At 38.7% G+C, this 23,379-nt stretch carries 20 protein-coding genes; 6 read left to right on the plus strand and 14 right to left on the minus strand.

The window, feature by feature from the left end:
• Positions 1-78 precede the first annotated feature (78 nt).
• Positions 79-906, minus strand: coding sequence for a transporter substrate-binding domain-containing protein (locus tag ACTQ5J_RS09240; protein WP_441752491.1), 828 nt, complete (start codon positions 904-906; stop codon positions 79-81).
• A gap of 199 nt (positions 907-1,105) precedes the next feature.
• On the opposite strand from ACTQ5J_RS09240, the gene ACTQ5J_RS09245 reads away from it, so the two are divergent.
• On the plus strand, positions 1,106-2,125 hold the full coding sequence (locus ACTQ5J_RS09245; RefSeq protein WP_441752492.1) for a glycosyltransferase family 4 protein: 1,020 nt from the start codon (positions 1,106-1,108) through the stop codon (positions 2,123-2,125).
• A 64-nt stretch (positions 2,126-2,189) separates the two neighbouring features.
• Here ACTQ5J_RS09245 and ACTQ5J_RS09250 read toward each other — a convergent pair whose 3' ends face one another.
• Positions 2,190-2,642: a hypothetical protein gene (locus ACTQ5J_RS09250; protein ID WP_441752493.1), complete on the minus strand. Its 453-nt coding sequence runs from the start codon at positions 2,640-2,642 to the stop codon at positions 2,190-2,192.
• Between the two features lie 457 nt (positions 2,643-3,099).
• Here ACTQ5J_RS09250 and ACTQ5J_RS09255 point away from each other — a divergent pair, with 457 nt between their 5' ends.
• From ACTQ5J_RS09255 to ACTQ5J_RS09265, 3 genes are all read left to right on the plus strand, one after another.
• Positions 3,100-3,468, plus strand: coding sequence for a BlaI/MecI/CopY family transcriptional regulator (locus ACTQ5J_RS09255; protein ID WP_441752494.1), 369 nt, complete (start codon positions 3,100-3,102; stop codon positions 3,466-3,468).
• A 274-nt stretch (positions 3,469-3,742) separates the two neighbouring features.
• Entirely contained in the window at positions 3,743-4,339 is a 597-nt protein-coding gene (locus ACTQ5J_RS09260) for a M56 family metallopeptidase (RefSeq protein WP_441752495.1), read from the plus strand.
• Between the two features lie 250 nt (positions 4,340-4,589).
• On the plus strand, positions 4,590-5,795 hold the full coding sequence (locus ACTQ5J_RS09265) for an IS3 family transposase (protein ID WP_441752496.1): 1,206 nt from the start codon (positions 4,590-4,592) through the stop codon (positions 5,793-5,795).
• Between the two features lie 96 nt (positions 5,796-5,891).
• Here ACTQ5J_RS09265 and carB read toward each other — a convergent pair whose 3' ends face one another.
• From carB to ACTQ5J_RS09295, 6 genes are all read right to left on the minus strand, one after another.
• The gene (gene carB / locus ACTQ5J_RS09270; protein WP_441752497.1) at positions 5,892-9,086 is read right to left on the minus strand and encodes a carbamoyl-phosphate synthase large subunit; all 3,195 of its coding nucleotides are present in this window, start codon (positions 9,084-9,086) and stop codon (positions 5,892-5,894) included.
• Complete coding sequence (locus tag ACTQ5J_RS09275) at positions 9,086-10,174, minus strand: carbamoyl phosphate synthase small subunit (protein WP_026858272.1); 1,089 nt, start codon at positions 10,172-10,174, stop codon at positions 9,086-9,088. The genes carB and ACTQ5J_RS09275 overlap by 1 nt, the downstream gene beginning before the upstream one ends.
• 447 nt (positions 10,175-10,621) lie before the next feature.
• A complete protein-coding gene (locus ACTQ5J_RS09280; protein ID WP_441752498.1) occupies positions 10,622-12,025 on the minus strand; it encodes a glycosyltransferase in 1,404 nt (467 codons plus the stop codon).
• Positions 12,015-13,115: a HEAT repeat domain-containing protein gene (locus tag ACTQ5J_RS09285; protein WP_441752499.1), complete on the minus strand. Its 1,101-nt coding sequence runs from the start codon at positions 13,113-13,115 to the stop codon at positions 12,015-12,017. Before ACTQ5J_RS09285 ends, ACTQ5J_RS09280 begins: the two co-directional genes overlap by 11 nt.
• Before the next feature lie 14 nt (positions 13,116-13,129).
• Positions 13,130-13,720, minus strand: a complete 591-nt coding sequence (locus ACTQ5J_RS09290) for a hypothetical protein (RefSeq protein ID WP_441752500.1) — start codon at positions 13,718-13,720, stop codon at positions 13,130-13,132.
• Entirely contained in the window at positions 13,714-13,953 is a 240-nt protein-coding gene (locus tag ACTQ5J_RS09295) for a hypothetical protein (RefSeq protein ID WP_441752501.1), read from the minus strand. The genes ACTQ5J_RS09290 and ACTQ5J_RS09295 overlap by 7 nt, the downstream gene beginning before the upstream one ends.
• A 30-nt stretch (positions 13,954-13,983) precedes the next feature.
• On the opposite strand from ACTQ5J_RS09295, the gene ACTQ5J_RS09300 reads away from it, so the two are divergent.
• Positions 13,984-14,232 (plus strand): hypothetical protein, encoded by a 249-nt coding sequence (locus tag ACTQ5J_RS09300; protein WP_441752502.1) that lies wholly within the window; start codon positions 13,984-13,986, stop codon positions 14,230-14,232.
• Positions 14,233-14,502: 270 nt separating this feature from the next.
• On the opposite strand, the gene ACTQ5J_RS09305 is transcribed toward ACTQ5J_RS09300, so the two are convergent.
• The 5 genes from ACTQ5J_RS09305 to ACTQ5J_RS09325 form a co-directional block, all read right to left on the minus strand.
• Positions 14,503-14,844: a hypothetical protein gene (locus tag ACTQ5J_RS09305; RefSeq protein ID WP_441752503.1), complete on the minus strand. Its 342-nt coding sequence runs from the start codon at positions 14,842-14,844 to the stop codon at positions 14,503-14,505.
• A gap of 27 nt (positions 14,845-14,871) precedes the next feature.
• A complete protein-coding gene (locus ACTQ5J_RS09310; RefSeq protein ID WP_441752504.1) occupies positions 14,872-15,720 on the minus strand; it encodes an HAD family hydrolase in 849 nt (282 codons plus the stop codon).
• 21 nt (positions 15,721-15,741) lie between these two features.
• A complete protein-coding gene (locus ACTQ5J_RS09315) occupies positions 15,742-16,659 on the minus strand; it encodes an aldo/keto reductase (RefSeq protein ID WP_441752505.1) in 918 nt (305 codons plus the stop codon).
• Between the two features lie 165 nt (positions 16,660-16,824).
• Positions 16,825-18,432, minus strand: a complete 1,608-nt coding sequence (locus ACTQ5J_RS09320) for a helicase HerA-like domain-containing protein (RefSeq protein ID WP_441752506.1) — start codon at positions 18,430-18,432, stop codon at positions 16,825-16,827.
• A gap of 185 nt (positions 18,433-18,617) precedes the next feature.
• A complete protein-coding gene (locus tag ACTQ5J_RS09325) occupies positions 18,618-19,442 on the minus strand; it encodes an aldo/keto reductase (RefSeq protein WP_441752507.1) in 825 nt (274 codons plus the stop codon).
• A 142-nt stretch (positions 19,443-19,584) separates the two neighbouring features.
• On the opposite strand from ACTQ5J_RS09325, the gene ACTQ5J_RS09330 reads away from it, so the two are divergent.
• Entirely contained in the window at positions 19,585-20,481 is an 897-nt protein-coding gene (locus tag ACTQ5J_RS09330) for an SDR family oxidoreductase (protein ID WP_441752508.1), read from the plus strand.
• Between the two features lie 133 nt (positions 20,482-20,614).
• On the opposite strand, the gene ACTQ5J_RS09335 is transcribed toward ACTQ5J_RS09330, so the two are convergent.
• Positions 20,615-22,972, minus strand: a complete 2,358-nt coding sequence (locus tag ACTQ5J_RS09335) for a LysM peptidoglycan-binding domain-containing protein (RefSeq protein WP_441752509.1) — start codon at positions 22,970-22,972, stop codon at positions 20,615-20,617.
• Between the last annotated feature and the right edge of the window lie 407 nt (positions 22,973-23,379).

Consider the following 23,379-nt stretch of genomic DNA (forward strand, 5'->3'; position numbering starts at 1 on the left):
CTCTAAATTCCTTATGCGTTTAGAAATCAGAACGTAAAAAAAAATCATCTACCTGTTAGAGTAGATGACTGAGTAGGTTTAGTTAGCGCCTGGTTGAGTATTAATGGCTTTTTCCATAATTTCTTCACGTTGGTCGTCAGAAATTTCTGCTAACGCTTTGTTAATGTCTTCTAATAATGGACTATCTTTCTTAACACCAACTGAGATTGTCGCGTCTGCTTCAGGCACATCAAATGATGGGTCAAGTAATACATAAGTAAAATCTTCTAATGCATTCGTTGCTGAGATAGCTTCTGGAATCTCAGAAACATAGGCATCAATACGTTTAGATTGAAGGGCTACACGCATGACTGGGAAAGCATCCATCGCTTGTTGAACGTCTGCACCTTCCAGTTGCTCCAATAAAGCATAGTGTAACGTCCCTAATTGTCCCGTCACTTTTGCATCTGCAAAATCACTAATTGATTTAGCTCCAGCAAATGAAGAGTCTTTCAACATCACCATCGCGAATTGAATGCTATAGTAAGGATCTGAGAAATCGATAACTTTCGCACGTTCTTCTGTTGGTGACATACCAGCAATAATCATATCGATTTTTCCTGATTGAAGGGCTGGTAATAAACCTTCCCACTCAGTCTTGACAATTACCACTTCACGACCTAAAGCTTCACCAATTTTACGAGCAATTTGAACGTCATAGCCGTTCGCGAAATCGGGTGAGTTTTGAATCGTCACAGCATCATTACTATCATCGGACTGTGTCCAGTTATAAGGAGGGTAAGCAGCCTCCATTCCAACTAATAAGGGGGCATTATCTTGAGCATTCACGAAAACAGTAGGCATAGTTACTGACAGTGATAATAAAGCAACTAGCGAGATTAATAGCATTCTTAGGTGTTTTCTCATTATTCTATCCAACCTTTCATTTATACATGCAAAAAGTATAGCAATCTTTACCTATGAATGCAATGCTAGAAAGTCTAAGATTCTTCTAAGGCTGACACGTCTTATCAGTCTTGCGACCGATTATCTTATGTATCTGTTGCCAAGTTTTAAAGAGTCCGCTAAACTGAAGTAAGAATGCATTTGGCAAAGGAGTCATGACGTGAAAATATTACTACATAGTGAACACTTAGAGAAAATTAAAAAATCGGGTTTAGGAAAATCCATCCAACATCAAATGCGCGCACTTGAAATTGCAGGCATTGATTTCACCACAGACTCAGATGACGATTTTGACTTACTACACATCAATACCTATTTTCCAAAATCAATGCTTTTTGCCCGTAAAGTACGTGAAAAAAGCATCCCAGTGGTGTATCATGCCCACTCAACAGAAGAAGATTTCAGGGATTCTTTCCGATTTTCAAATCAAATCGCTCCTCTTTTTAAACAGTGGTTGGTCCAATGTTATAAATTAGGTGATATGATTATTACACCGACTAGCTACTCTAAAAAAATCCTCGACACTTATGAACTCGACACTGAAATTGTTGCTATTTCAAATGGCATTGATTTGGATCGTTTTTCTCCTATTGATAATGCTCGTGAGAAGTTTCTAAGTCAGTATGACTATGCTGAAGATGATTTTGTGGTAATGGCCATTGGCCTTTATTTAAAGCGTAAAGGAATTCTCGAATTTGTTGAGTTAGCTAAACGTATGCCCGATGTCAAATTTATTTGGTTTGGCTTCACAGACCTCTCTTTAGTTCCAGATGAAATTGAAGAAGCTGTTGAAACAGAATTGCCGAATTTATATTTTGCCGGCTATGTCGATAATCAAGATATCCTACTTGCTTTGCAAGGAAGTGATTTGTTTATTTTTCCGACTCATGAAGAAACGGAAGGGATTCCAGCGATTGAAGCCTGTGCTTCTAAAGCGGATTTTATCGTCAGTGATATTCCAGTCTTCGATGATTGGCTAATTGATGGCGAGACCACTTACAAGGCAAAAGACATCGATGAATTCGAACATAAAATTCGCGCCTTTAAAAACAAGGAGCTACCTTCCTTAACAGAAGCTGCCTATCAAGTTGCATTGGATCGTGATTTGCCTGCTATCGGCGAACAATTACGAGAAGTCTACGAACAAGCATATCGCTTAGCCCAAGACCGTAAAATCTAAGGCCAGAATATGAACCCAAAAACGCCCGCGAGTCAGTCACGACTTGCGGGCGATTCATGTTTATTTAGTCATCTACTGGTCCATCTCTAAAAACAAGGCCAATATATTCAACTTCAAAAAGCCCTTCTTCAGTTTGCTTTACTTGGGATACTTTTGGGATGTAGCCAGTATAGCCAAATGAATGATAGTAGAGCGTTTCTGGTATCAAAGAGGCGTCAGTATATTTTTTAGTGACACCAATCGTAAGTATTGGAAACTTTTCAAACATGAGCCTATCTAAAGCTTCGTCGACACCGAGGTAATAGAATACTTCATTAAACATCGGATCATTTTCATCGATAAAGTGAATCGCCTGATAGTCTTTCTCTATGCCACTTTCTAAAAGCTTAGTGCCTGTGTTGATCAATTCAACTTTTGATGGTGAAAGACTAACATGCGCCGAAACTATCCTTGCTTGCGGATTCCATAAAGTAAGCAAACCTACCGCAATTACTATTAATCTGACAATCTTTTTCATAAAGAATCGCTCCTTTTCTTTAACAAACTTCGCTCCACAACATGTTCATCTAAATAATCACGCGACATAACGAATGACTTATGCTAAGATTTTTAAAAAACGAAACCGTTTTCAATTTAATTATAACTTTTTTTTTGCATAACAGTCAAATGTATCGATTGTTTTTTTTTGTTTCTTCTTTTTTTGCGCTAATCCTACCATATCAAAACCATTTCATTCCCTGCTATTTTCAGATGTATTGGAAGGATAAATTGAATTGAATAACCAAAAGAAAAGATGGCCAATTACTGTAAAGGACAACTATAAAATCTCTCCGATTAAAGCCCCTTCTCCTTCCGTTTACCTCCAAAAACAACAGTAACACTTTTCAATTACAGATCTTGTATCTAACTTTAGAAATAACTACTTCTAAAAGTAACTGATTTGTGTTATGTTAGTTATAAGTGAGGTGACAATTATGATAAAACATACCATTAGTAATAGAGAACGAGATATTCTTTCTTTGATGTGGGAAGCAAGCGAAGCGTTAACTGCCAAACAAATTTGTGATTTAAATGAAGAGTTAGTTATGAGCACCGTTCAGACGTCCCTTAGAAGTTTACTCAAACAGGAGCTAATCAAAGTAGATGAGGTTGTATTTAGTGGTAAAGCACTTTCACGCAGCTATATTCCAACTGTTAGCCAAGAAGAATTTATTGTGGACCAGTTTGACTCCATCAACATCCAGAAATTTATGACAGCATTCTTTGACCAAGGAAAAGGAATTTCTGAGGAAGAAATTAACAAGGTAGAAGCATTATTAAATAAAGCGCGTAAATCCGAGTAATTGGAGGCTGCCCTATGAACCTTTCTTTTAAAACGCTTTTTATATCGATTGTTTTGAGTGCACCATTTATTCTTTTGTCGCATATTTTGATGAAAAAATAAGTGATAAATCACTTATTTCTGCAAGAATGTTAAATTTAATTTCATTATTAATTTTCTTTAGAATATTATTACCATTCGAGTATCCTTATACCCTTACTATCTATTCAAAAGTAATTTTTCCTTTTGTACGTGATCTTTTCCTCACTGAAATCCCCCTATTCAATATGAGTGTAATGGTATTTCTCTGCATAGTCTGGGCACTTGGCAGTTTCTATAAGTTCATTAGGTTAATTCGAGAGTATCTGACTCTAAAGAAGTTTCTGAAATACGACTTTTCGGATGATCATTTTATGAATCTTATTCCCCCCGCTTATCAACAACACAATGTAAGGGTCTTGCCAAGTATCAAATCGCCCTGTGTAGTAGGTATTATTAAACCGACAATCATTTTACCGATTACTTTCTTTACGGAGAAAGAATTGGAGTATATCTTTCAACATGAGTACTTACATATTTCACGTATGGATTTACTCCTCAAAGGTATCTATGAACTGTTAGTCATCATTTATTGGTGGAACCCTTTGATGTATATCTTTAGACAACAATTTTCTACAACGATTGAATTGGGCGTAGATGAAGCGCTTGTTAAGAACTTTTCGAAGAGTGAAAGGATTGACTATATTCAATTAATGCTAAAAGTTCAAAATGAACAAAATTATTCTGATAAAGAATCGGAATTTGCGCTGTATTTTACCTCAGCACCAGCTGAGCCCTTATTACAGCGTGCCTCTAATGTTTTGAATAAACATAAAGTTTATCCCAGTGTTTGAATCTCAACCCGAAAACTGAACACTCAAAAAAAGAGTGTTGTAAGTTTTCGGGTTATTTTTATGCAAAATTTTCGGTATACTCTATTTGAGTTATACAGAAGGGAGTGGACAGGATGAGTAAAAAGATATATAGCCAAGCTGAGATTCAAGCTTTAAGAAACAATCCTAATGTGAAAAGTGTGACAGAGAAAAGTATTACCTATTTTCATCAGAATTCAAAATAAAGGCCATTAAACAAAGCAAACAAGGCATGAAATCCACTCAGATATTTGAACTTGCTGGACTTCCGTCTCATTTAATCGGAAAAGGAAAATCCGATCAATCACTATCACGTTGGAAAAGATTATATAAAGATCACGGAGAAGATGTATTGTTACAAGAGACTCGCGGTTCAAAAAATAATGGTCCCTATGGACCAAGAGAACAATTATCGTTACAAGAGGCGCTAGACAAAGCAAATGCCCGTATAGCCTATCTAGAGGGGAATCTTGAACTAGTAAAAAAATTAGAACAGCACGAGAGGAGCGTGAAAAACGACAAAAGAAACGACTTAAGTAAACAAGAACGCTTTAGATTAATTAACCAAATTATTCGTGAGAATCAACTTGCTGGAATGGTGAATCATTTATGCGACCTTGCAGGGGTAAGTAAAAGCGGCTACTATTACTGGCTAAATAGTAGCGATAAACGTGCTGAGCGTGATCGAAATGATTGGGAAGATTTCCAATTGTTATATAGAATTTTTCTGGATAAGAAGAAGTGTGGGATTGATGAAATAAAAATGGCGTTAGAAACTGAATACGATGTAGTAATGAATCATAAAAAAATCAGAAGAATTTTGCGCAAGAATAACATCATATCATCAATACGAGCAGCGAAACCATACCGTAAAATGATGAAGGCAACCCAAGAAAATGCTACCAAGAAAAACCTTGTCAATCATCAGTTTGATCAAGGTATCCCGTACAAAGTATTTCTCACAGATATCACTTATCTTCCTTATGGAAGTGGACAATGGGCCTATCTTTCAGCGGTTAAGGATGGTGCTACCGGCGAGATTGTTGCACATCACTTCTCAACTAGCTTAAAAATGAATTTAGTTTATGAAACGCTAGATAAATTAAATAATGTGATTAAGGATATGCCAGTAATGGAAAGGTATATCCACTCAGATCAAGGGCTTCATTATACCTACCCTGTTTTCCAGGAAAAAGTTGAGAATATGGGGCTAATTCAGTCTATGTCGAGGCGCGGTAACTGTTGGGACAATGCACCTATGGAATCATTCTTTGGTCATATGAAGGACGTTGTATTATCTGAAAGAACAGAAACACTACAAGATCTTTGGTATGCAGTTGAAGATTATATTGAATTTTACAACAATCGTCGCTATCAGAAAAAATTAAAAAAGATGACCCCGACAGCTTATCGGGATCATCTTTTGTGGGTAGCGTAACTCTCTTTTTTTATTTGTTCAGTTTAACGGTAGGGTTTCACATGTACTTTCGGACTACCTTTTTATTTTGCCTAAAGTTTCAAATCAGATGGCGGTTTATACTAACGCATTGATTTGGAAACCGCGGTCTTCCAATACGTATAGAATTGCTTCTGCTGTATCGATGGATGTTAATAGTGGCACACCACGCTCGATGGCAGCTTTACGAATTAATTGACCCGAGTTTTGGTCGTGTCGCGCGCGACCCCATGTATTAATGATAATTTGTGCACGTTCTTCGGTAATCAAGTTCACTAATGTTTGCTCAATTTCTTTTTCGTCTGTTACTTCATTTGATGTCACTGCAACAGTATCAATACCTGCAGCTTCAAATTCCGCTTGCATGTCGCCCGTTACCATGACACTGAAGCCAATTTGACGGAAACGTTGTGCCAATGCCAAACTTTCTGCTACGTCAGCCTTGGTAATTGTGAACAAGACATTACCGAAATCATTGACGTGGATGTTGCTACCTGCAAAGGCCTTGTATAGTGCTTTTTGTAGGTTGATATCTGAACCCATCACTTCACCAGTTGATTTCATTTCTGGTCCTAATTGCGGATCAACTAGGTTCAATTTAGTGAATGAGAATACTGGTGCTTTTACATGAACCATGTTGCCTTCAGCGTAAAGACCTGGTTGGTAACCTTGGTCAATAATGCTTTCGCCAAGGATAGCACGCGTTGCTACTTGTGCCATTGGAATACCCGTTACCTTACTCAAGAAAGGTACTGTACGGCTGGCACGTGGATTTACTTCAATCACATAAACTTGGCCATCTTGAACAATGAATTGAATATTCATCATACCCAAGCAATTTAAGCCAAAAGATAGACGTTCAGTGTAATCGACGATGGTCGCCTTCACCTCATCAGATAGACTTTGTGAAGGATAAACGGCCATAGAGTCACCTGAGTGGACCCCAGAACGTTCGATATGTTCCATAATCCCTGGGATTAAGACATTTTCACCGTCACAAATTGCATCGACTTCGACTTCGGTACCCACTACATAATGGTCAATCAAAATTGGACGGTCTGGAGAGGCAATCATGGCATCTTCCATATAGCTGCGTAAGTCGGCATCGTTATCCACGATTTCCATACCACGCCCACCTAAGACATAACTTGGACGTACTAAGACTGGATAGCCAATCTTACTTGGGATTTGTAAAGCATCTTCTACAGACATTGCTGTAAAACCTTCTGGTTGAGGGATTCCTAAGTCTGTTAAGGCTTGCTCGAACAAGTCACGGTCTTCAGCACGATCTAAGTCTTCTACGGTTGTCCCTAAGATAGGAATACCTAATGCATGTAATGGTTCAGCTAGATTTATCGCTGTTTGACCACCAAATTGTACAATAACCCCTTCTGGTTGTTCAAGGTCGATGACATGTAGTACGTCTTCTAAAGTAAGTGGTTCGAAGTAAAGTTTATCCGAAATAGAGAAATCAGTTGAAACTGTTTCTGGGTTGTTATTCATGATAATCGCTTCGTAGCCAGCTTGTTGGATTGCTTTAACAGAGTGAACTGTGGCGTAGTCAAATTCTACCCCTTGACCGATACGGATGGGACCTGAACCTAATACTAAAACAGTCTTTTTGTCTGAAGGCATACTTTCGTTATCAGCACTATAGGTTGAATAGTAGTATGGTGTGTTCGATTCAAACTCGGCCGCACAGGTGTCAACGGTTTTGTAGACTGGGCGAATGCCGTTTGCAGCTCGTAAGTCACGTACATCTGCTAAATCATTTTCCCATAGTCTAGAGATGGCTAAATCAGAGAAACCATAACGTTTTGCTTCTTTTAAGACAGCAACATCTTCTTTATTGGCTTCAAGTGTATTTTCTAATTCTACAATGTGCATTAAAACATCTAGGAAATAGAGATTAATTTTTGTCATGTCATGCAATTGTTCAATGGTATATCCGCGGCGCAAAGCTTCAGCTAAGTAGAAGATACGGTCATCTTGTGCACGTGTAATCTTATCAATTAAGGTTACTTCATCAGCTTCGCGACTAGCAGTTGTTGCCATGTGTTCAGCACCAATTTCTAGTGAACGGACAGCTTTTAACAGCGCTTCTTCAAGGTTCGTACCAATAGCCATGACTTCACCAGTGGCTTTCATTTGAGTACCTAACTGACGATCACCTTTCTCGAATTTATCGAATGGCCAACGTGGAATCTTCGCAACCACATAGTCCAAAGCTGGTTCAAATTCGGCTAAGGTTGTACCTGTTACAGGGTTGATCAATTCATCAAGTGTTAACCCTACTGCGATTTTGGCTGCAATTTTGGCGATTGGATAACCAGTTGCTTTAGATGCAAGCGCTGAAGAACGGCTCACCCGTGGGTTTACTTCAATAACGTAGTAATTGAAGCTGTTTGGATCTAAGGCTAATTGCACATTGCAACCACCTTCAATACCTAAGGTACGGATAATCTTTAATGATGCATCGCGCAACATTTGGTTTTCGTGGTCTGTTAGAGTCAAGGTCGGTGCGAAAACAATTGAATCTCCTGTATGAATACCAACTGGGTCAAAGTTTTCCATGTTACAAACAACCAAAGCATTATCTGCGCTATCACGCATTACTTCGTATTCGATTTCCTTGTAACCAGCGATTGAAATTTCAATCAAACATTGGTTTACAGGCGATAATTTAAGGCCCTTAGCAACAATTTCACGTAATTCAGCAGGGTCATTACAAATCCCCCCACCTGTTCCACCCATGGTAAAGGCAGGACGTACAATTACTGGATAACCAGCCTGTTCTGCGAAAGCTAGTGCTTCGTCAACTGTATGTACAATATCACTCTCAGGAACTGGTTCATTCAATTCACGCATTAGATTACGGAAAAGGTCACGGTCTTCAGCTTGATCGATAGCTGATAATTTTGTACCCAATAATTGGATACCTAATTCATCTAAAATACCATCATTGGCTAATTCAATCGCCATGTTTAAACCTGTTTGGCCACCTAAAGTAGGTAGAATCGCGTCTGGACGCTCTTTACGTAAGATGCGTGATACAAATTCTAGCGTAATCGGTTCAATATACACTTTGTCAGCAATTTCCGTGTCAGTCATGATAGTTGCTGGATTGGAGTTAACTAATACAACTTCATAACCTTCTTCACGTAAAGATAAGCATGCTTGTGTACCAGCATAGTCAAATTCTGCTGCCTGTCCGATGATAATTGGACCAGATCCAATAACCATAATCTTGTGAATATCAGTACGTTTTGGCATTAAATAGTCCCCTCCAAGTTCTTGTTGTTATCCATTAATTCAATAAAACGATCAAATAAGTGGTCTGCATCATGTGGTCCTGGTGCTGCATCAGGATGATATTGCACACTAAAAGCAGGTAAAGTTTTGTGGCGCACACCTTCTACCGTTTCATCGTTGATTTCGATATGAGTGATTTCTAAATCTGTATGCACTAATGAATCAGCATCTACCGCATAACCGTGGTTTTGAGAAGTGAAATCAATACGACCAGTAGCAATTTCACGTACAGGGTGGTTAAAGCCACGATGGCCGAATTTCATTTTGAAGGTTTCGCCACCATTCGCTAAACACAACAATTGGTGACCAAGACAGATACCAAACAAAGGTATTTTACCTTGAATTTCATTAATCATGTCTAAAGCTTCTGGAATACTCGTTGGATCCCCAGGGCCGTTGGTTAACATGACGCCATCAGGAGCTAAACGTAAAATTTCTTGGGCAGTTGTATCATATGGTACCACCGTTACATTACACTCACGTTTGTTTAATTCACGTAAAATTGAATGTTTCAAACCAAAGTCTACTACGACCACATTCTTACCAGCATTTGGATTCACATATCGCGTTTTAGTTGATACTTGCGCTACTTGGTTTGTAGGCAAGTCTGTCGCGCGAAGTGTCGCAAGCGCAGCTTCAATGTCAGTCCCCTCATTTAGTAAACTAGCTTTCATCGTTCCGTGACTACGGATTGTTTTGGTTAATTGACGCGTATCAATATGTTTAATGCCTGGTATATCATATTCCACTAAGAACTCATCTAAGCTCATTTTTGATCGCCAGTTAGATGGGAAACGTGCAACTTCACGACAAATGATAGCCTTCACGGTAGGGTCTACAGATTCAAAATCATCAGCATTTACACCATAGTTTCCAATTAATGGAAAGGTAAATGTTAACATTTGACCGTTATAACTCTGGTCAGTTAATGATTCTTGATAACCTGTCATTCCTGTTGAAAAGACTACTTCGCCAATAACCTCTTTCGTAGCACCAAAAGCTTCACCATAAAATGTTTCACCAGTTTCTAACAACAATATTTTTTCCATTTTTTCACTCACCTTCAACGAACATACCGATTATGACCATTTACATTTACACTATAAAAAAAAGCACTTAGCCCGAGGGCTAAGCGCTTTACGACACTACAAGTAAATTGAAGATATAGTAAACAAACCATTCGCATGGTTTCACTTGACCCCTTGTAAGCCTCACAGGACTTGATTTAAAGGTTGCTTTGTTTTTTCTAAGATTACGCTATTGACTATGCAAAGTCAACAAAATCATGTAAAAAACTTTCATTTTTCACAATTTTATATACAATCTACTCATAGAATTCTAATAAAAGTCCCTTAAATCCGGTCTCCTGAAATTTCATTACTATATTAATTTAGGTTAGAATGTGCAAATACTGAATAAAAATGAAAAGACAACAAGCAAGCACAAATCCTTATTCCTTAAAGCTACTTGTCTCTTTACAAATGCACTAGCTTTATTTAGCTTGTCTTATCGAATGCTTCTCGTTCAATCTTATACCAACTATGCAAGTGGGTACTATAAGTAATCGCAGCATATAAACGAACAAATAGTAGATAGGGTCTATAGAAGATCGAATCTAGAATTGTAATACCAAAAGCTTTTAAGGTATCCCCGCGGAAAAATTGATAGTCTTGGATAAAATATCTGCCCACGTAGAAAACCATCGTTTGAAAAACACAAAACAGAAAATATAACAGCGCAAGTGCTATCGCGGAAGAAACATTTAATATGCCTAGCATGAATGATAAAGAAATAATGATGATACCTAGTAATTCAATAAATGGCGCCATCAATTCACATAGAAAATAGAATAAGTACGATACGGTACCTAGTAAACCATATTTAGGATTTAATATGATGGTACGATGTTGCCACATACTTTGTATTAATCCTCGATGCCATCTCGACCGCTGTTTCGTCAAGTCTTTTAAAGTAAAAGGCGCTTGCGTCCAACAGATTGCATTCGCAACATACCGATTATTATAGGGGATTTTATTCTCTACGTAATACCGATGTAAGCGTAAAGCCAAGTCCATGTCTTCAGCCACACTATTCACATCATAACCATTCACACGAATAAGCGCTTCCTTTTTAAAGAGACCAAACCCACCCGATACATTTAAATTACCATTAAAAGCATCGCTAAAAATGCGAGAGCCCATAAAGGCTCGTGAATACTCTAGTGACTGCATAGCTGCTACCAAACTTTTAGAGATTTTTGTTTCCACAGGATATGCATGTTTAAAAACAACATCATTTGAAACGCCTAATAAACCACCAACAGCAACCGTAGTCGCGTCCTCAAAGAAAGGTCTAATCGCATGCTTTAAGGCGTCCGCTTGTAAAATTTCATCGGCATCCATTGACACAATATACGGATACTCTGAAACGTTAATCCCAGCATTTACAGAGTCAGCCTTATTCCCCCCATTCTCTTTGCGAATCAATTTAATCGAAATGCGTCCTATTTTATGACCATAAACCGCTTGTATAGGTTTACTAAGGACTTGAAGACGAATTGGATGGGTTATAAGTGACAAATCAAATGCATCAATCACTTTTTGCCCAGTACCATCTGTAGATCCATCATCGACAACAATTATTTCAAAAATTTTGTAATCCTGGTACAACAAGTTATTGATTGTCGAAAGAATGGTCGCACTCTCATTATAAGCTGGCACGATAATAGAAATTGGATAGTAATATTCGTGGTCTAACTGATTCATCATCAACCTGCGTTGTCGATTTCGGTAAATTTTAACCATTGCAAATATATTCCCAACTGAAATATAGGTCACATAAAAAAATAAATAGTATAAGAAAAATATTTCCGTATATTGAATCACTTCCCTAACATCCATGACTAAATCCTTTCTGGTCATAATAATAGATTAATTGCTCCTTAGCATACGGATCATCTCCATTAAATATGATACTCAACTCACTTGGAGCAACCGCTAATTCGCTTAAAGCGATACTTGCATTTCTTCGAATATACCACTCTCTCGAAAAAATATTTTTCTTCAATTGATCAATAGTTGCTGGTCCTGGATAGTGGGCTAATGTTGAGGTAGCGACTCCTGCACACGCCCATTCTCGCACGTCACTGGTATCTGCCCATTTTAAAATATGTGGATATGCCTTATCTACATGAACTTTTGCATAATAACGTAAAATAGCACAGGTTAAATCAACATTCTCGTCTTTATTTTTTAGATAGGGTAACAACATATTTGAAAAGTCGGGAGAATCGATTAATTTAGCAAAATCAACGAGGGCAACGCGGTAATGTGTGTTGAAAACATTATCTGATGAAATGATTTTTTCAAATAATAAATCGAAATCACCAGTAAAAGACAGTAGACTACTTGAAATTAGTTTCGTATTCAATGGTATACCCTTTGAATTATTTAAAACTTTTAATGCTTGAATAACGGTATCAGTGTTACCAATTTTGTTTAAAGTATTGAAGGCATAATTTTGACAATAGGCTGAGTCTTGCGCAACTATTTTTAATAAAATTGCTTCAAGTGATTTGGTATCGTGGTTTACTTGATGAAAAGGCAATAAACAAGAGATATAGGCAAAATAAGCCTGATAGATAAGTGGCCGCTTTAAGTAGGATTTGCCTAAAGCCACCCATACTGGATAAATGCTAGATCTAAAATCATTCAATCTAACTTTGTCTGCTTGACTATCCATATTTTTCAGTTCTTGGATAACAGCTTCAAAAGCTACTAATTGTTTTACCTGTTTTAACTTTTCATAAATAGCGTCCTGATTGCCTACAAAATTGTCACTAGCATAATAATCACGCCATTGGTCTTTTCTCTTTTCGAATCTTGCTTTTGTAAAATGGACATATATTCTATGGCACAACACAATGAGCATCATCGCTACACTTAATACAACAATAAAAATTAAATACAAATATATAAAATTATACTTCATGTCCTCTCCCCATTTTACTCTAGCAGCTTCACCAAACTCTTGTATTCATGTAAACCCAAATTAACTTGTTGGTCGCTAAAGTGCGTCTTTAATTGATTAAAATTCTCTACCACAGCATCCAATGATAAATGATGATAAGTATTTATTTCCGCCAAATCAAATTGACCTGGTGCTTGTAACTCATAAATCGTTTGAATGGGTTTATGATATTGCTTACTTAAACTAGCTTCATTGCTTATATGGTCGATTTCCTTGCCTCTATAATAGTTCATGATGGCCACTTGATCGGAGGCTCTTTGAACAATGGTCGCTAATTCATCGCTAAATCCTTCCGTATCAAAAAAATACGGTAGACATACGATGACCTCTAATCCTTTTTGATTAGCAACTTGATACGCTGCAGTCAATCCTTCTGTAAAATGCCTCATCAGTAAGTCTGGATTAGACTCAAATTCTGGCAGGCTTTGTGGTTCAATATCAATAACAATTCCTTTAATCTGCTGATCCTTGGGTAACGATTGGTTCAATTCATCCACAGTGTTGATATATTGAATAAGCTCCCTTGCGTCAGGATCCATCGCCCATTCCGGTTCGCCATTTAACAAATATACCCTTTATTAGCCTGTTCCGTTTTTTGAATGAAAGCAATGATATTATCTAAATATACGGGATCATTCAAGTATGCTTCTGAAGCGTATTGGTAAATGTCATCGATGTCTAATGAAATTAAGGTACTCACAGTATCATCTGGGTTTTCCACCTGAACCGTATCCCATGAATAAACGGCTGTTGTAGAACGCCGTGAATTTATCATTTGGTTAAATAAAATAAAAGCCAAAAGGATAAAACCTCCAATACAGTTCCGGCAATGATTGGTTTATTTATCTTAGGGTTTTATCTATCAACATCAATTATTATTGAACCTCACTATACGAATATTCCTGAACTTGAAGGTACATTTACAATTAATGAAGAAAATGCCTATTTTTTAGTTAGTCTTGATAATGGTTATGAATTATATGTTGATGGTCAATTTGTACAGAATTTTCAAAACATTATAGACGAAACATTATTAGCTCTACCCCAATATACTTCAAAGGAAGAGATCATTGATTAAGAAAAAATGATTGTTATGATTACCACTAGCAGATTCTATTGAATGGCGTTATCAATTCATTAATGGTGTACGACATAAAACACAATATAATGCATCTACAGGCGCTTGGCTTGAATAATGAATTCCCACAAATTAAAGTGATTGCTGAGAAGCTTCTTGTTCTTGTTTTTTAGCAAGATCTACTATGTTTTTATTCAGCAAAATAAACAGGCTCTGACCGACAATTAGTATGTCGGTCAGAGCCTGTTTATTTGTTTAATTCAGATTAAACTATCCTTGTTGGCTTTCTAAGAACTTAGCCAATTGGTCTTTGTCGCGGGCTTTTTGGGCCTGGGAGATATTACTTGGATTGAGAAATAAACGTGCTTGCTCTACCCCAGCTTCGTCATAGGCTACAACCGCTTCCCCTTCGTCCTCATTGTCGCTGACACGTTTAGCCGAGTCATATTGATCAGACCAAATTGCGAGTGTTTCTTCAGCGACAGCTTCACGTAATACTGTGTACATTTCAGCTTGTTGAGCGGGTACTTTAAAGATATCGATTTGAACAAATTCTTCTTCTTTATCTCGACGTTGGTGCTTGCTTGTGCGATTAGTTGGTTTCTTCGCCATAATTAACCTTCTTTACTATTCTAAATTTTAACGTTTATCTCTGCGAAATTTCTTCATGAAGGCCATTGAATCATTTGCCAACAATTGTTCAAGAATATCTAAAACGGCTTGGTCATTATTATTACCAATCTGATAATGGGTGTCTGCCACTAAATCTGGATCGGCATTGCCCATTGAGACGCTATATAATGCTTCATGCATCATCGATGAATCATTTAAACTATCGCCAAAGGCCATTGTTTCATCAGATGAAATATTATATTTATCCTGGAGATAGCGGATCGATGCGCCTTTACCACCGTCACGGTGATAAACATCTAACCAACCATCACCACTAGTCACGGACGTGACATCATCATAGCGTTCGATAATAATCCGAGCCATCGTTTTATTTTCATGTAAAGCCTTCTCGCTGTGGATCGCTATTTTGACCGCTTGTTCAGCACTTGGAATCTCACTAAAGCGATTCACGATGTCGATATTATCGTTATATCGTTTGACCACTTCTAATTCTGCTCCTGATGTCTCACGGAAATACGTTTTGACCCCAATACTGACGTTCGGATGAAAGCCATCAAATTCATCGAGAAAGTTCTCAATCGAAAGCATTGTTGCAGGTTCAATCGCTAGTGCATGAAGTAATTTCTGGTTACGTACAATATAATTCCCATTATCCCCGGCAAAATATAAACGGTCACGGTCCTCTTCATCAAAATAAACTTCTAATTTATGAAAACTGTTCCCACTAGCAATACACACAATAATATCACGTTCTAACAACGCTGTCAGTACACGCTTGAAGCGTGATACATCGTAAGTTTTGTCCGTTCTTAAGAACGTTTCGTCCATATCAATTGCAATTAATTTAATCGTCATGATACCCTACCTTTTATTATTTTAAGGCAAACTATTGCCTGCACTTAGATATATATCATACCACTCTTCGCGGCTTAATTCGATCTCTGTTCCACGAACCATACCAGAAATTCTCTCTGGATTCATTGAACCAGCAATCGGTTGCATCTTCGCTGGATGACGCAAAATCCATGCCATCACGATTGCTTCTAAAGTCACATTGTATGTTTTGGCATACCGTGTTAAAGTGGCCGTCAGTTTTTGATAATCTGGGTGCTTAATAAATAATCCTTGATCTAAATCGACTAAAAATGGTGACCAAGGCTGAATGGTCATATCATGCAAGCGCGAGTAATCCAGGATACTGCCATCACGACTAGTCGCAGCGTCACTTAAGGTATTAACATAGAAGCCTGCATCAATCATCGGTGTATGTGCAGGTCCAAATTGTAATTGATTCGCTTGTAATTTCATCGGAACGAACTTTTGTAATAATTCAATTTGCATGGGATTTTGATTGCTGACACCGAAATGTCTAACTTTACCACTCTGTTGTAATTGTTCAAAAGCAGCGGCGACTTCCTCTGGTTCAACTAAAGTATCTGGACGATGTAATAATAAGAAATCTAGATAGTCAGTTTCCAGGCGCTCTAAAACGCCATCAACTGCGGTTAAAATATGGTCTTTTGAAAAATCAAAGAAGCCTTTACGAATGCCAACTTTTGATTGTAAAAAGATGTCATCGCGTTTTAAGCCAATTTCTTTAGCTGCTGCCGCGAAGACTTTTTCCGATTGTCCCCCGCCATAAATATCAGCGTGATCATAAAAATTAATCCCATGCTCTCTCGTTGCTGATAATACTTTAGCGGCTTCCTGAGTGGATAAGCCAGCCATACGCATGCAACCTAAAATCATTCGACTTGCTTCAATACCTGTTGTACCCACTGATGAATATTTCATAGTTTATTGCTCCTTTTGTGTGTCTTATTTGTTGTTTTGTGTATCGACGAGCTGTTTCGCTAAAACAGAAAATATGTGCTCATTATGATCATAACTTATTCGGCTTTTTCTTGAGTCTGTCGCATCCAGTGCCACGCTTCAATTTCTCACTTTTTGTCTGGTGAATCAGCGCTTGAACATACCAGTAATTCCACGAGTTAAGGCTTTGCCAACTTCTCGACCGACTGAACTCATAATATTCTTAGTAAAACGATCCATTGGTGAATCAGTCCGACGCGTACTGGTTTTGGTTCGCGCTTTTTCAGCGGCTTTTTGGGCGCGTTCAAATTCTTTTTCGGCTTCCTTACGTTGGCGCTCAAGTTCTTTAGCCATAGCGGCCTCTTGCTTTGCTTCGGCTTTTTCATGTTCTTGAGTCAATCGCTCAGCTTCTGCCGCTTGCTTAGCAGCAACTGCTTCATGTTCGGCTGCTTCAGCTTCTGCGATGAGAGCGGCTTCTTGTTCGGCGACTAGTTCATTAAGCTGTTCATGGGCGCTTGTTCGATTAATTGTTTCCTGATATTTCACAAGTAGAGTCGAATGATTGATTAGACTTAGTAAAACAGTCGGATCAATCGTTCCAATTTTACTCTGTGGTGGATAAATCATCACTCGGTCAGCAAAAGATGGCGTGCCATCCGCCTGAAGAGTCGAAACGACTGCTTCTCCCACCTTTAATTCTTGAATTACTTTTTCTAAATCCATGTCAACTTCTTGACGGAACGTTTGAGCGACTGCTTTGACAACCGTCAATTCTTTTGGTGTAAATGCTCGTAAGCCATGTTGAATTCGGTTCCCTAGCTGACTTGCCACTGTATCTGGAATATCTGTCGGATTCTGTGTGACAAAGAAAACACCGACACCTTTTGAACGAATCAATCGAACAATCAATTCTATTTGATCGAGTAATGCTTTAGGTGTTCCCTCAAATAGTGAGTGGGCTTCATCAAAGAAAAACACTAGCTTCGGCTTATCCAAATCGCCCACTTCTGGTAATTCCTCGTAAAGCTCAGATAGAAGTGCTAACAAGACGGTCGCATATAGGGTTGGCAGTGTATAGAGTTGCTTGGCATTCAGAATATTAATCACGCCACGACCATCTTGAGCCTGGCGAAGAAAATCGTTAATTTCTAAACTCGGCTCATTAAAGAAACGAGCGCCTCCTTGTTGTTCTAAGACAACAATACTTCTCAAGATAACGCCAATTGAAGCTTTCGAAATGGTTCCATAATGGCTGGCCAATTCTTTCGCATTCTCAGCAACATAATTCAACATTGCTCGAAAATCCATCAAATCAATCAACAACAAGCCTTGTTCGTCGGCCACCGCAAAGACAATATTTAATATTCCCGTTTGTGTGTCATTCAGTCCTAAAAGGCGAGCCAGTAAAATCGGCCCCATCTCAGAAATTGTAATACGAACGGGTAGTCCTTCCTCACCCAATACATCCCAAATTTCAACCGGATACTGTTTCGGTTCAAATGTCGTGTACTGCGTAGCTTCCAAACGCCCCTGTAAATCATCATTCGTGTTGGCTTCGGCTAAACTTGCCAAATCACCTTTGATGTCCGATAGAAATACCGGAATGCCAGCATCACTTAATTGTTCCGCCAAAACTTTCAATGTGATCGTCTTTCCCGTTCCCGTTGCACCTGCAATAATTCCGTGGCGATTCAGCTTATCCAATTCAAGTGATGCAACCTCTTTTCCAAACCCCAAATATACCTTCTCAGTCACCGCTAACATCCTCCTCAAGTCGCAATCTAATAGGTCTAGTTTAACACAAGTTCCAGAATGATTGTTAGCGAATTCATTTATGTCTTTCAGGTCCAATCCTCGATGAATGTTTATACGGACTGATCAACTTTACTCTTAACAGATGTTAAAGACCTCCCCAAAAGGAGAGGTCTTAAGCTAACTGACTAAATAGATAATTGATCCAAAGCTATCATATCTTCTTCGCTTATTTCAAAATCCAATTGAGTATTTGCTAGAATATATTTCTCATGCACCGATTTCGGCAAGATAATATGACCTTTTTGAACCGGATAGCGGTAACAAATCTGTGGAATCGTTTTATCATACTTATCAGCAATCGCTTGAATATCGGCATTCCCAAGTAAACTTCCTGTTCCTAATGAAGAGTAGGCTTCAATCAGAATGTTATTTGCTTGACAGTATTCAACAATATCCGATTGTGTATAACCAATATGGAAGAGAATTTGGTTAACAACTGGTTTAATATCTGTATTAGCCAATAGATTTTCCAAGTCTGCCACATTAAAATTCGAGACACCAATCGCACGGATTAAACCATTTTCATAGAGTTCACTCAAAGCACGCCAAACCTCTAAATTCTCTAGGTAAAAGTTAGGACGTTTGTCATCGCGACTGAAAAATCGCCAAGGGGTTGGGCAGTGAACTAAAACTAAATCAATAGAATCCGTTCCCAAGTCCTTCAACTCATCATAAAAATCAGACATCACGGCCGTATAAGTTTTCGATTCTCCGCGTACTTTTGTTGTAATAAAGATTTCTTCACGTTTCACTTTGCTAGCTGCAATCCCCGCCCGAATTCCCTTGCTATTACCATAACCATGGGCACCATCGATATGGCGGTAACCATTCTTCAACGCAAAGGCCGTCGAATGGACAGCGTCAGCCGTCGAGACTTGCCAAGTTCCTAATGCAATTTGTGGAATTTCCACGCCATTATTAAGTGTCAATTTTTTATTTAAGATTGTCATCAAAGCCACCTCTTTCTAACGTTAGTATATACTTATTAATCATTTTTTTAAATCAATACGGTCAAAATAAGACGAATAATCTGACAGCAATGTTATACTGAATTCAGTAATGTCGTGTGTCATAGATGATGGAGGTATTTAAATGAAAAAATCAGTGCTTAATGACCCTCGTGTAATGTATCATTCAGACAAATTCCCTGTTCAAAAAACACAAGCCGAACCAGCTTTGCAAAGTCAAATGCAACCCCGCCCAGATTGTGGGGAAGCCTCCTATGTCGGAACAGGCAAGTTACTGAACCGAAAAGCGCTCGTGACTGGGGCAGATTCAGGTATCGGCCGGGCAGCAGCAATTGCTTTCGCTCGTGAAGGCTGTGATGTTGCGATTCAGTTTGTTCCTGGAGAAGAAGCCGATGCAAAGGAAGTTAAAGGCTATATCGAAGATGAAGGTCGACAAGCCTTCTTGTTACCCTGCGACTTGCGTGATGAAGGTGCAGCCAGTTGGATTGTTCATGAAACTGTTGATGCTTTTGGTGGTTTAGATCTGTTGGTTTTGAATTCAGCCATGCAAGTGGCGATTGAAACCTTAGCAGACTTACCGATTCAACAGGTGGAAGATACCTTTAAAGTCAATGTTATCAGCATGTTTGAAAGTGTCCAAGCAGCGCAGAAGCATTTACTACCTGGTAGTTCCATTATTACGACAACTTCTTCTCAAAGTTTCGATCCAAGCCCTCAATTGTTAGACTACGCAGCAACTAAGAGCGCCATTTCTAATTTAACGGTCAACTTGGCGCAATATTTCGCTGACAAAGGGGTCCGTGTCAATGCAGTGTCTCCTGGTCCCGTTTGGACCCCCTTGCAGTTGAATAAAGGACAGTTACCCGGACAATTGCCTAATTTCGGACAAGGTTCCTTGATTGGCCGTGCCGGTCAACCAGCCGAATTAGCCCATATGTATGTCTACTTAGCCTCAGATGATGCTAGTTTTGTGACTGGTCAAATCTATGGGATTAACGGTGGGACGAATATCAACCTGTAACACTGTTAAGTTAGTCGACGGTGTGCTGGGTTATCTAAAGTGAAAGATGTTAGTTTTAAGTGTAAGCATAAAAACTCTCCTCCCGACTCTGTTATTTAACTGAGTTAGGAGGAGAGTTTAATTTTCATTGAAATTAACGTTTAAAGTAATTTGTAATTCCTGTCACCAAACCACCTACCAATTTCTTTTGGTAAGAAGGTGTGATTAATTTTTGATGCTCTGCCCAGTTATCTAAGAATCCTAATTCAACTAATGTTGCTGGTACATTTGTTGTACGAGTCACATGTAAGTTTTGTTTACGTATTCCTTGATCCACTGCACCTGTCGCATCCACTAAAGCATCTTGGATCGCTTGTGACAAGTTTTTACCTGCATTGATACGCGTCCAATTATCTGTTTTCAGCGTTGGCCAACCCGGCTCAGAAATGTCTGGATGATGATATAGTGTCACAATCCCATTTACACGCCCTTGGTAAGAAGCTGGCATCGCATTATGGTGAATACTTACGTAAATATCAGGCATCACTTCGTTTGGATGATCATCACGATCATGCAGTTTGACTTCTTTATCAGTTGTACGTGTTTCATAGACCATATAGCCTAATTCACGTAAACGCTCTGCTAATTGACGTGTAATATTCAAGTTTAAATCTTTCTCAGCAACACCGTAATTGTAAGTTCCGGTTTCGCTCCCACCATGTCCAGCGTCTAAATAGACAACTTTTTTATTCGCTGGCACTTCAACCGCAGCATCCGCATTGACGTAACCAACGGTTTTACCGTTTTGAGAAACTTCTAAGAATTTAACACCCTTCTCATCAGTAAATTCACTCACAACTTTAAACCGTTGGCCAAAATATTTAATTGAATCAGACGCTACTGCAGACTCTAATTGTGATCCCACATAGAAAGCTAAGTCTGGCTTGTTAATTTTCACGTCAAATGTCGTTTCCGTTGTATCGCCTTCATCGACTACAGGAGGCGTTGTTGGAATTTCTGGTTTAGGCTCTGGTTTAGGAGCTGGTACTTGACTAGGATCTGTTACGACAAACACATCACCTGAATAAATATAATTAGATGTTAGTTTATTCCAAGCTTTCAACTGATCAATCGTAATGCCATTGTTATTGGCGATTAACCATAGTGAATCCCCAGGACGAACGGTATACGTCTTAGCTGGTGTTTCTGGTTCTGGTTTCGGTTCTGGTTTTGGTTCTGGTTTCGGTTCTGGTTTCGGTTCTGGTTTCGGTTCTGGTTTCGGTTCTGGCGCCTTGCTAGGATCCGTTACCACAAAAACATCTCCTGAATAAATATAGTTAGATGTTAGTTTATTCCAAGCTTTCAACTGATCAATCGTAATGCCATTGTTATTGGCAATTAACCACAATGAATCTCCAGGGCGGACAGTGTATGTCTTCGTTGGAGTCGTCGGTGTTGGGTTTGGAGTTGGCGTTTCAGGTTTCGGTATTTCTGGTTTTGGATCTGGAGTTGGCGTTGGTTTAACTGGCGCCTTACTTGGATCTGTTACATAGAATACATCCCCTGAATAAATATAGTTAGACGTTAAATTGTTCCATGCTTTTAATTGCTCGATGGACACGTTGTTTTGCGTTGCTATTTTGTATAGATAGTCGCCTGGGCGAACTGTATACGTCTTAGCTTTGGGTGTTTCCGTTACCGGCGGCGTCACTGGGTCTGGCGTCGGTTCTGGTTTCGGCGTCTCTGGCTTCGGATTCTCTGGCTTCGGTGTGACCGTTGCTGGATTCGTAACCGTTAATTTGTCACCTGAATAAATATAATTAGACGTCAAATTGTTCCATGATTTTAATTGCTCGACCGTAATATTATTGTCAGTCGCAATTTTATATAAATAATCACCTGGACGCACAGTATACGTTTTGCCTGTTGTTGGCGCTGGTGTAGTAGTTTCTGGTGTTGGCTTTGTTTCTGGTTTCGGCTCAGGAGTTGGTGTTGTTGGTGTGTCAACTACTGTTCCTGGATTTGATACAACTAATTGATCTCCAATAAAAATCATATCTCCTGAAAGATTATTCCACGAACGTAATTGCGCTACTGTAATGCCATGTGCATTAGCAATTTTCCATAAAGTATCTCCGTAAGCAACCGTATGTGCTCCTGCCGCTACACGAGTGTTTGCAAATACTGCAGGTGCTTCAGTTGCCATAGCTACAGCTTCTGCTTCAACTTCTGTTTCGTCTGTGACTAATGTTTCGTCCGCACTAATTACATCTGAAATTAATTCATCTACGACATTGTCTACTAACTCTGATTCTTCATCTGTTAATGAAGCAATCGCTTCTTCTGGTGCATCGTTTGTTGAAACCTCATCGGAAATAACAGCTGAATCATCTGTTATTTCTTCCGCTTGAGCAACTGGTGCCACTAGGCTTAAAGCAAACGCAGAAACTAGCAAAGATGATGACAATACAACCCATCGGCCTTTTGATTTATGCATAATTTTTCTTTCCAATGTCTGAGCTCCTAACTTAATTAGAATATATAAATGACTACGTTGCAATTTTACCATGAATCCCTAACAATTTCTATCTTGAATGTTACAAGAATCTAACAATTTATTCAAACAACAGACACGCTAGTGTCAAAACGATTACTTTATGAGACGAGAAATTCAAAAACATTTGACTACCTCAGATATATTAATATTCAAACTGTGATAGGGGAAGTGATTTGTTGATTTAGTTAGTTGAGTTATTGCTACAACACTTGCTTGGTAAGCTTTCTATGTATTTCCCTACAGTTCTTGACTTGCCAAATCCAGCTACTTTTATCAAAAAAAGGACGTGTTATCTCTTGTCACGCGTTTTCAGTGCTTGCAAAAGACGTGGCGGAAGATGACACGACGACTTATAGAGAGTT

Origin of the sequence: Fundicoccus sp. Sow4_F4, assembly GCF_052116145.1 — a bacterium.
In the GTDB taxonomy this organism is placed as follows: Bacteria; Bacillota; Bacilli; order Lactobacillales; family Aerococcaceae; genus Fundicoccus.

Bases quoted from the DNA above. Each gene is read 5' to 3' on its own strand.
- ACTQ5J_RS09240 (WP_441752491.1), bottom strand. From the start codon at position 906: ATGAGAAAACACCTAAGAATGCTATTAATCTCGCTAGTTGCTTTATTA.
- ACTQ5J_RS09250 (WP_441752493.1), bottom strand. From the start codon at position 2,642: ATGAAAAAGATTGTCAGATTAATAGTAATTGCGGTAGGTTTGCTTACT.
- ACTQ5J_RS09255 (WP_441752494.1), top strand. From the start codon at position 3,100: ATGATAAAACATACCATTAGTAATAGAGAACGAGATATTCTTTCTTTG.
- ACTQ5J_RS09260 (WP_441752495.1), top strand. From the start codon at position 3,743: ATGGTATTTCTCTGCATAGTCTGGGCACTTGGCAGTTTCTATAAGTTC.
- ACTQ5J_RS09265 (WP_441752496.1), top strand. From the start codon at position 4,590: ATGAAATCCACTCAGATATTTGAACTTGCTGGACTTCCGTCTCATTTA.
- carB (WP_441752497.1), bottom strand. From the start codon at position 9,086: ATGCCAAAACGTACTGATATTCACAAGATTATGGTTATTGGATCTGGT.
- ACTQ5J_RS09275 (WP_026858272.1), bottom strand. From the start codon at position 10,174: ATGGAAAAAATATTGTTGTTAGAAACTGGTGAAACATTTTATGGTGAA.
- ACTQ5J_RS09280 (WP_441752498.1), bottom strand. From the start codon at position 12,025: ATGGATGTTAGGGAAGTGATTCAATATACGGAAATATTTTTCTTATAC.
- ACTQ5J_RS09285 (WP_441752499.1), bottom strand. From the start codon at position 13,115: ATGAAGTATAATTTTATATATTTGTATTTAATTTTTATTGTTGTATTA.
- ACTQ5J_RS09300 (WP_441752502.1), top strand. From the start codon at position 13,984: ATGATTGGTTTATTTATCTTAGGGTTTTATCTATCAACATCAATTATT.
- ACTQ5J_RS09305 (WP_441752503.1), bottom strand. From the start codon at position 14,844: ATGGCGAAGAAACCAACTAATCGCACAAGCAAGCACCAACGTCGAGAT.
- ACTQ5J_RS09310 (WP_441752504.1), bottom strand. From the start codon at position 15,720: ATGACGATTAAATTAATTGCAATTGATATGGACGAAACGTTCTTAAGA.
- ACTQ5J_RS09315 (WP_441752505.1), bottom strand. From the start codon at position 16,659: ATGAAATATTCATCAGTGGGTACAACAGGTATTGAAGCAAGTCGAATG.
- ACTQ5J_RS09325 (WP_441752507.1), bottom strand. From the start codon at position 19,442: ATGACAATCTTAAATAAAAAATTGACACTTAATAATGGCGTGGAAATT.
- ACTQ5J_RS09330 (WP_441752508.1), top strand. From the start codon at position 19,585: ATGAAAAAATCAGTGCTTAATGACCCTCGTGTAATGTATCATTCAGAC.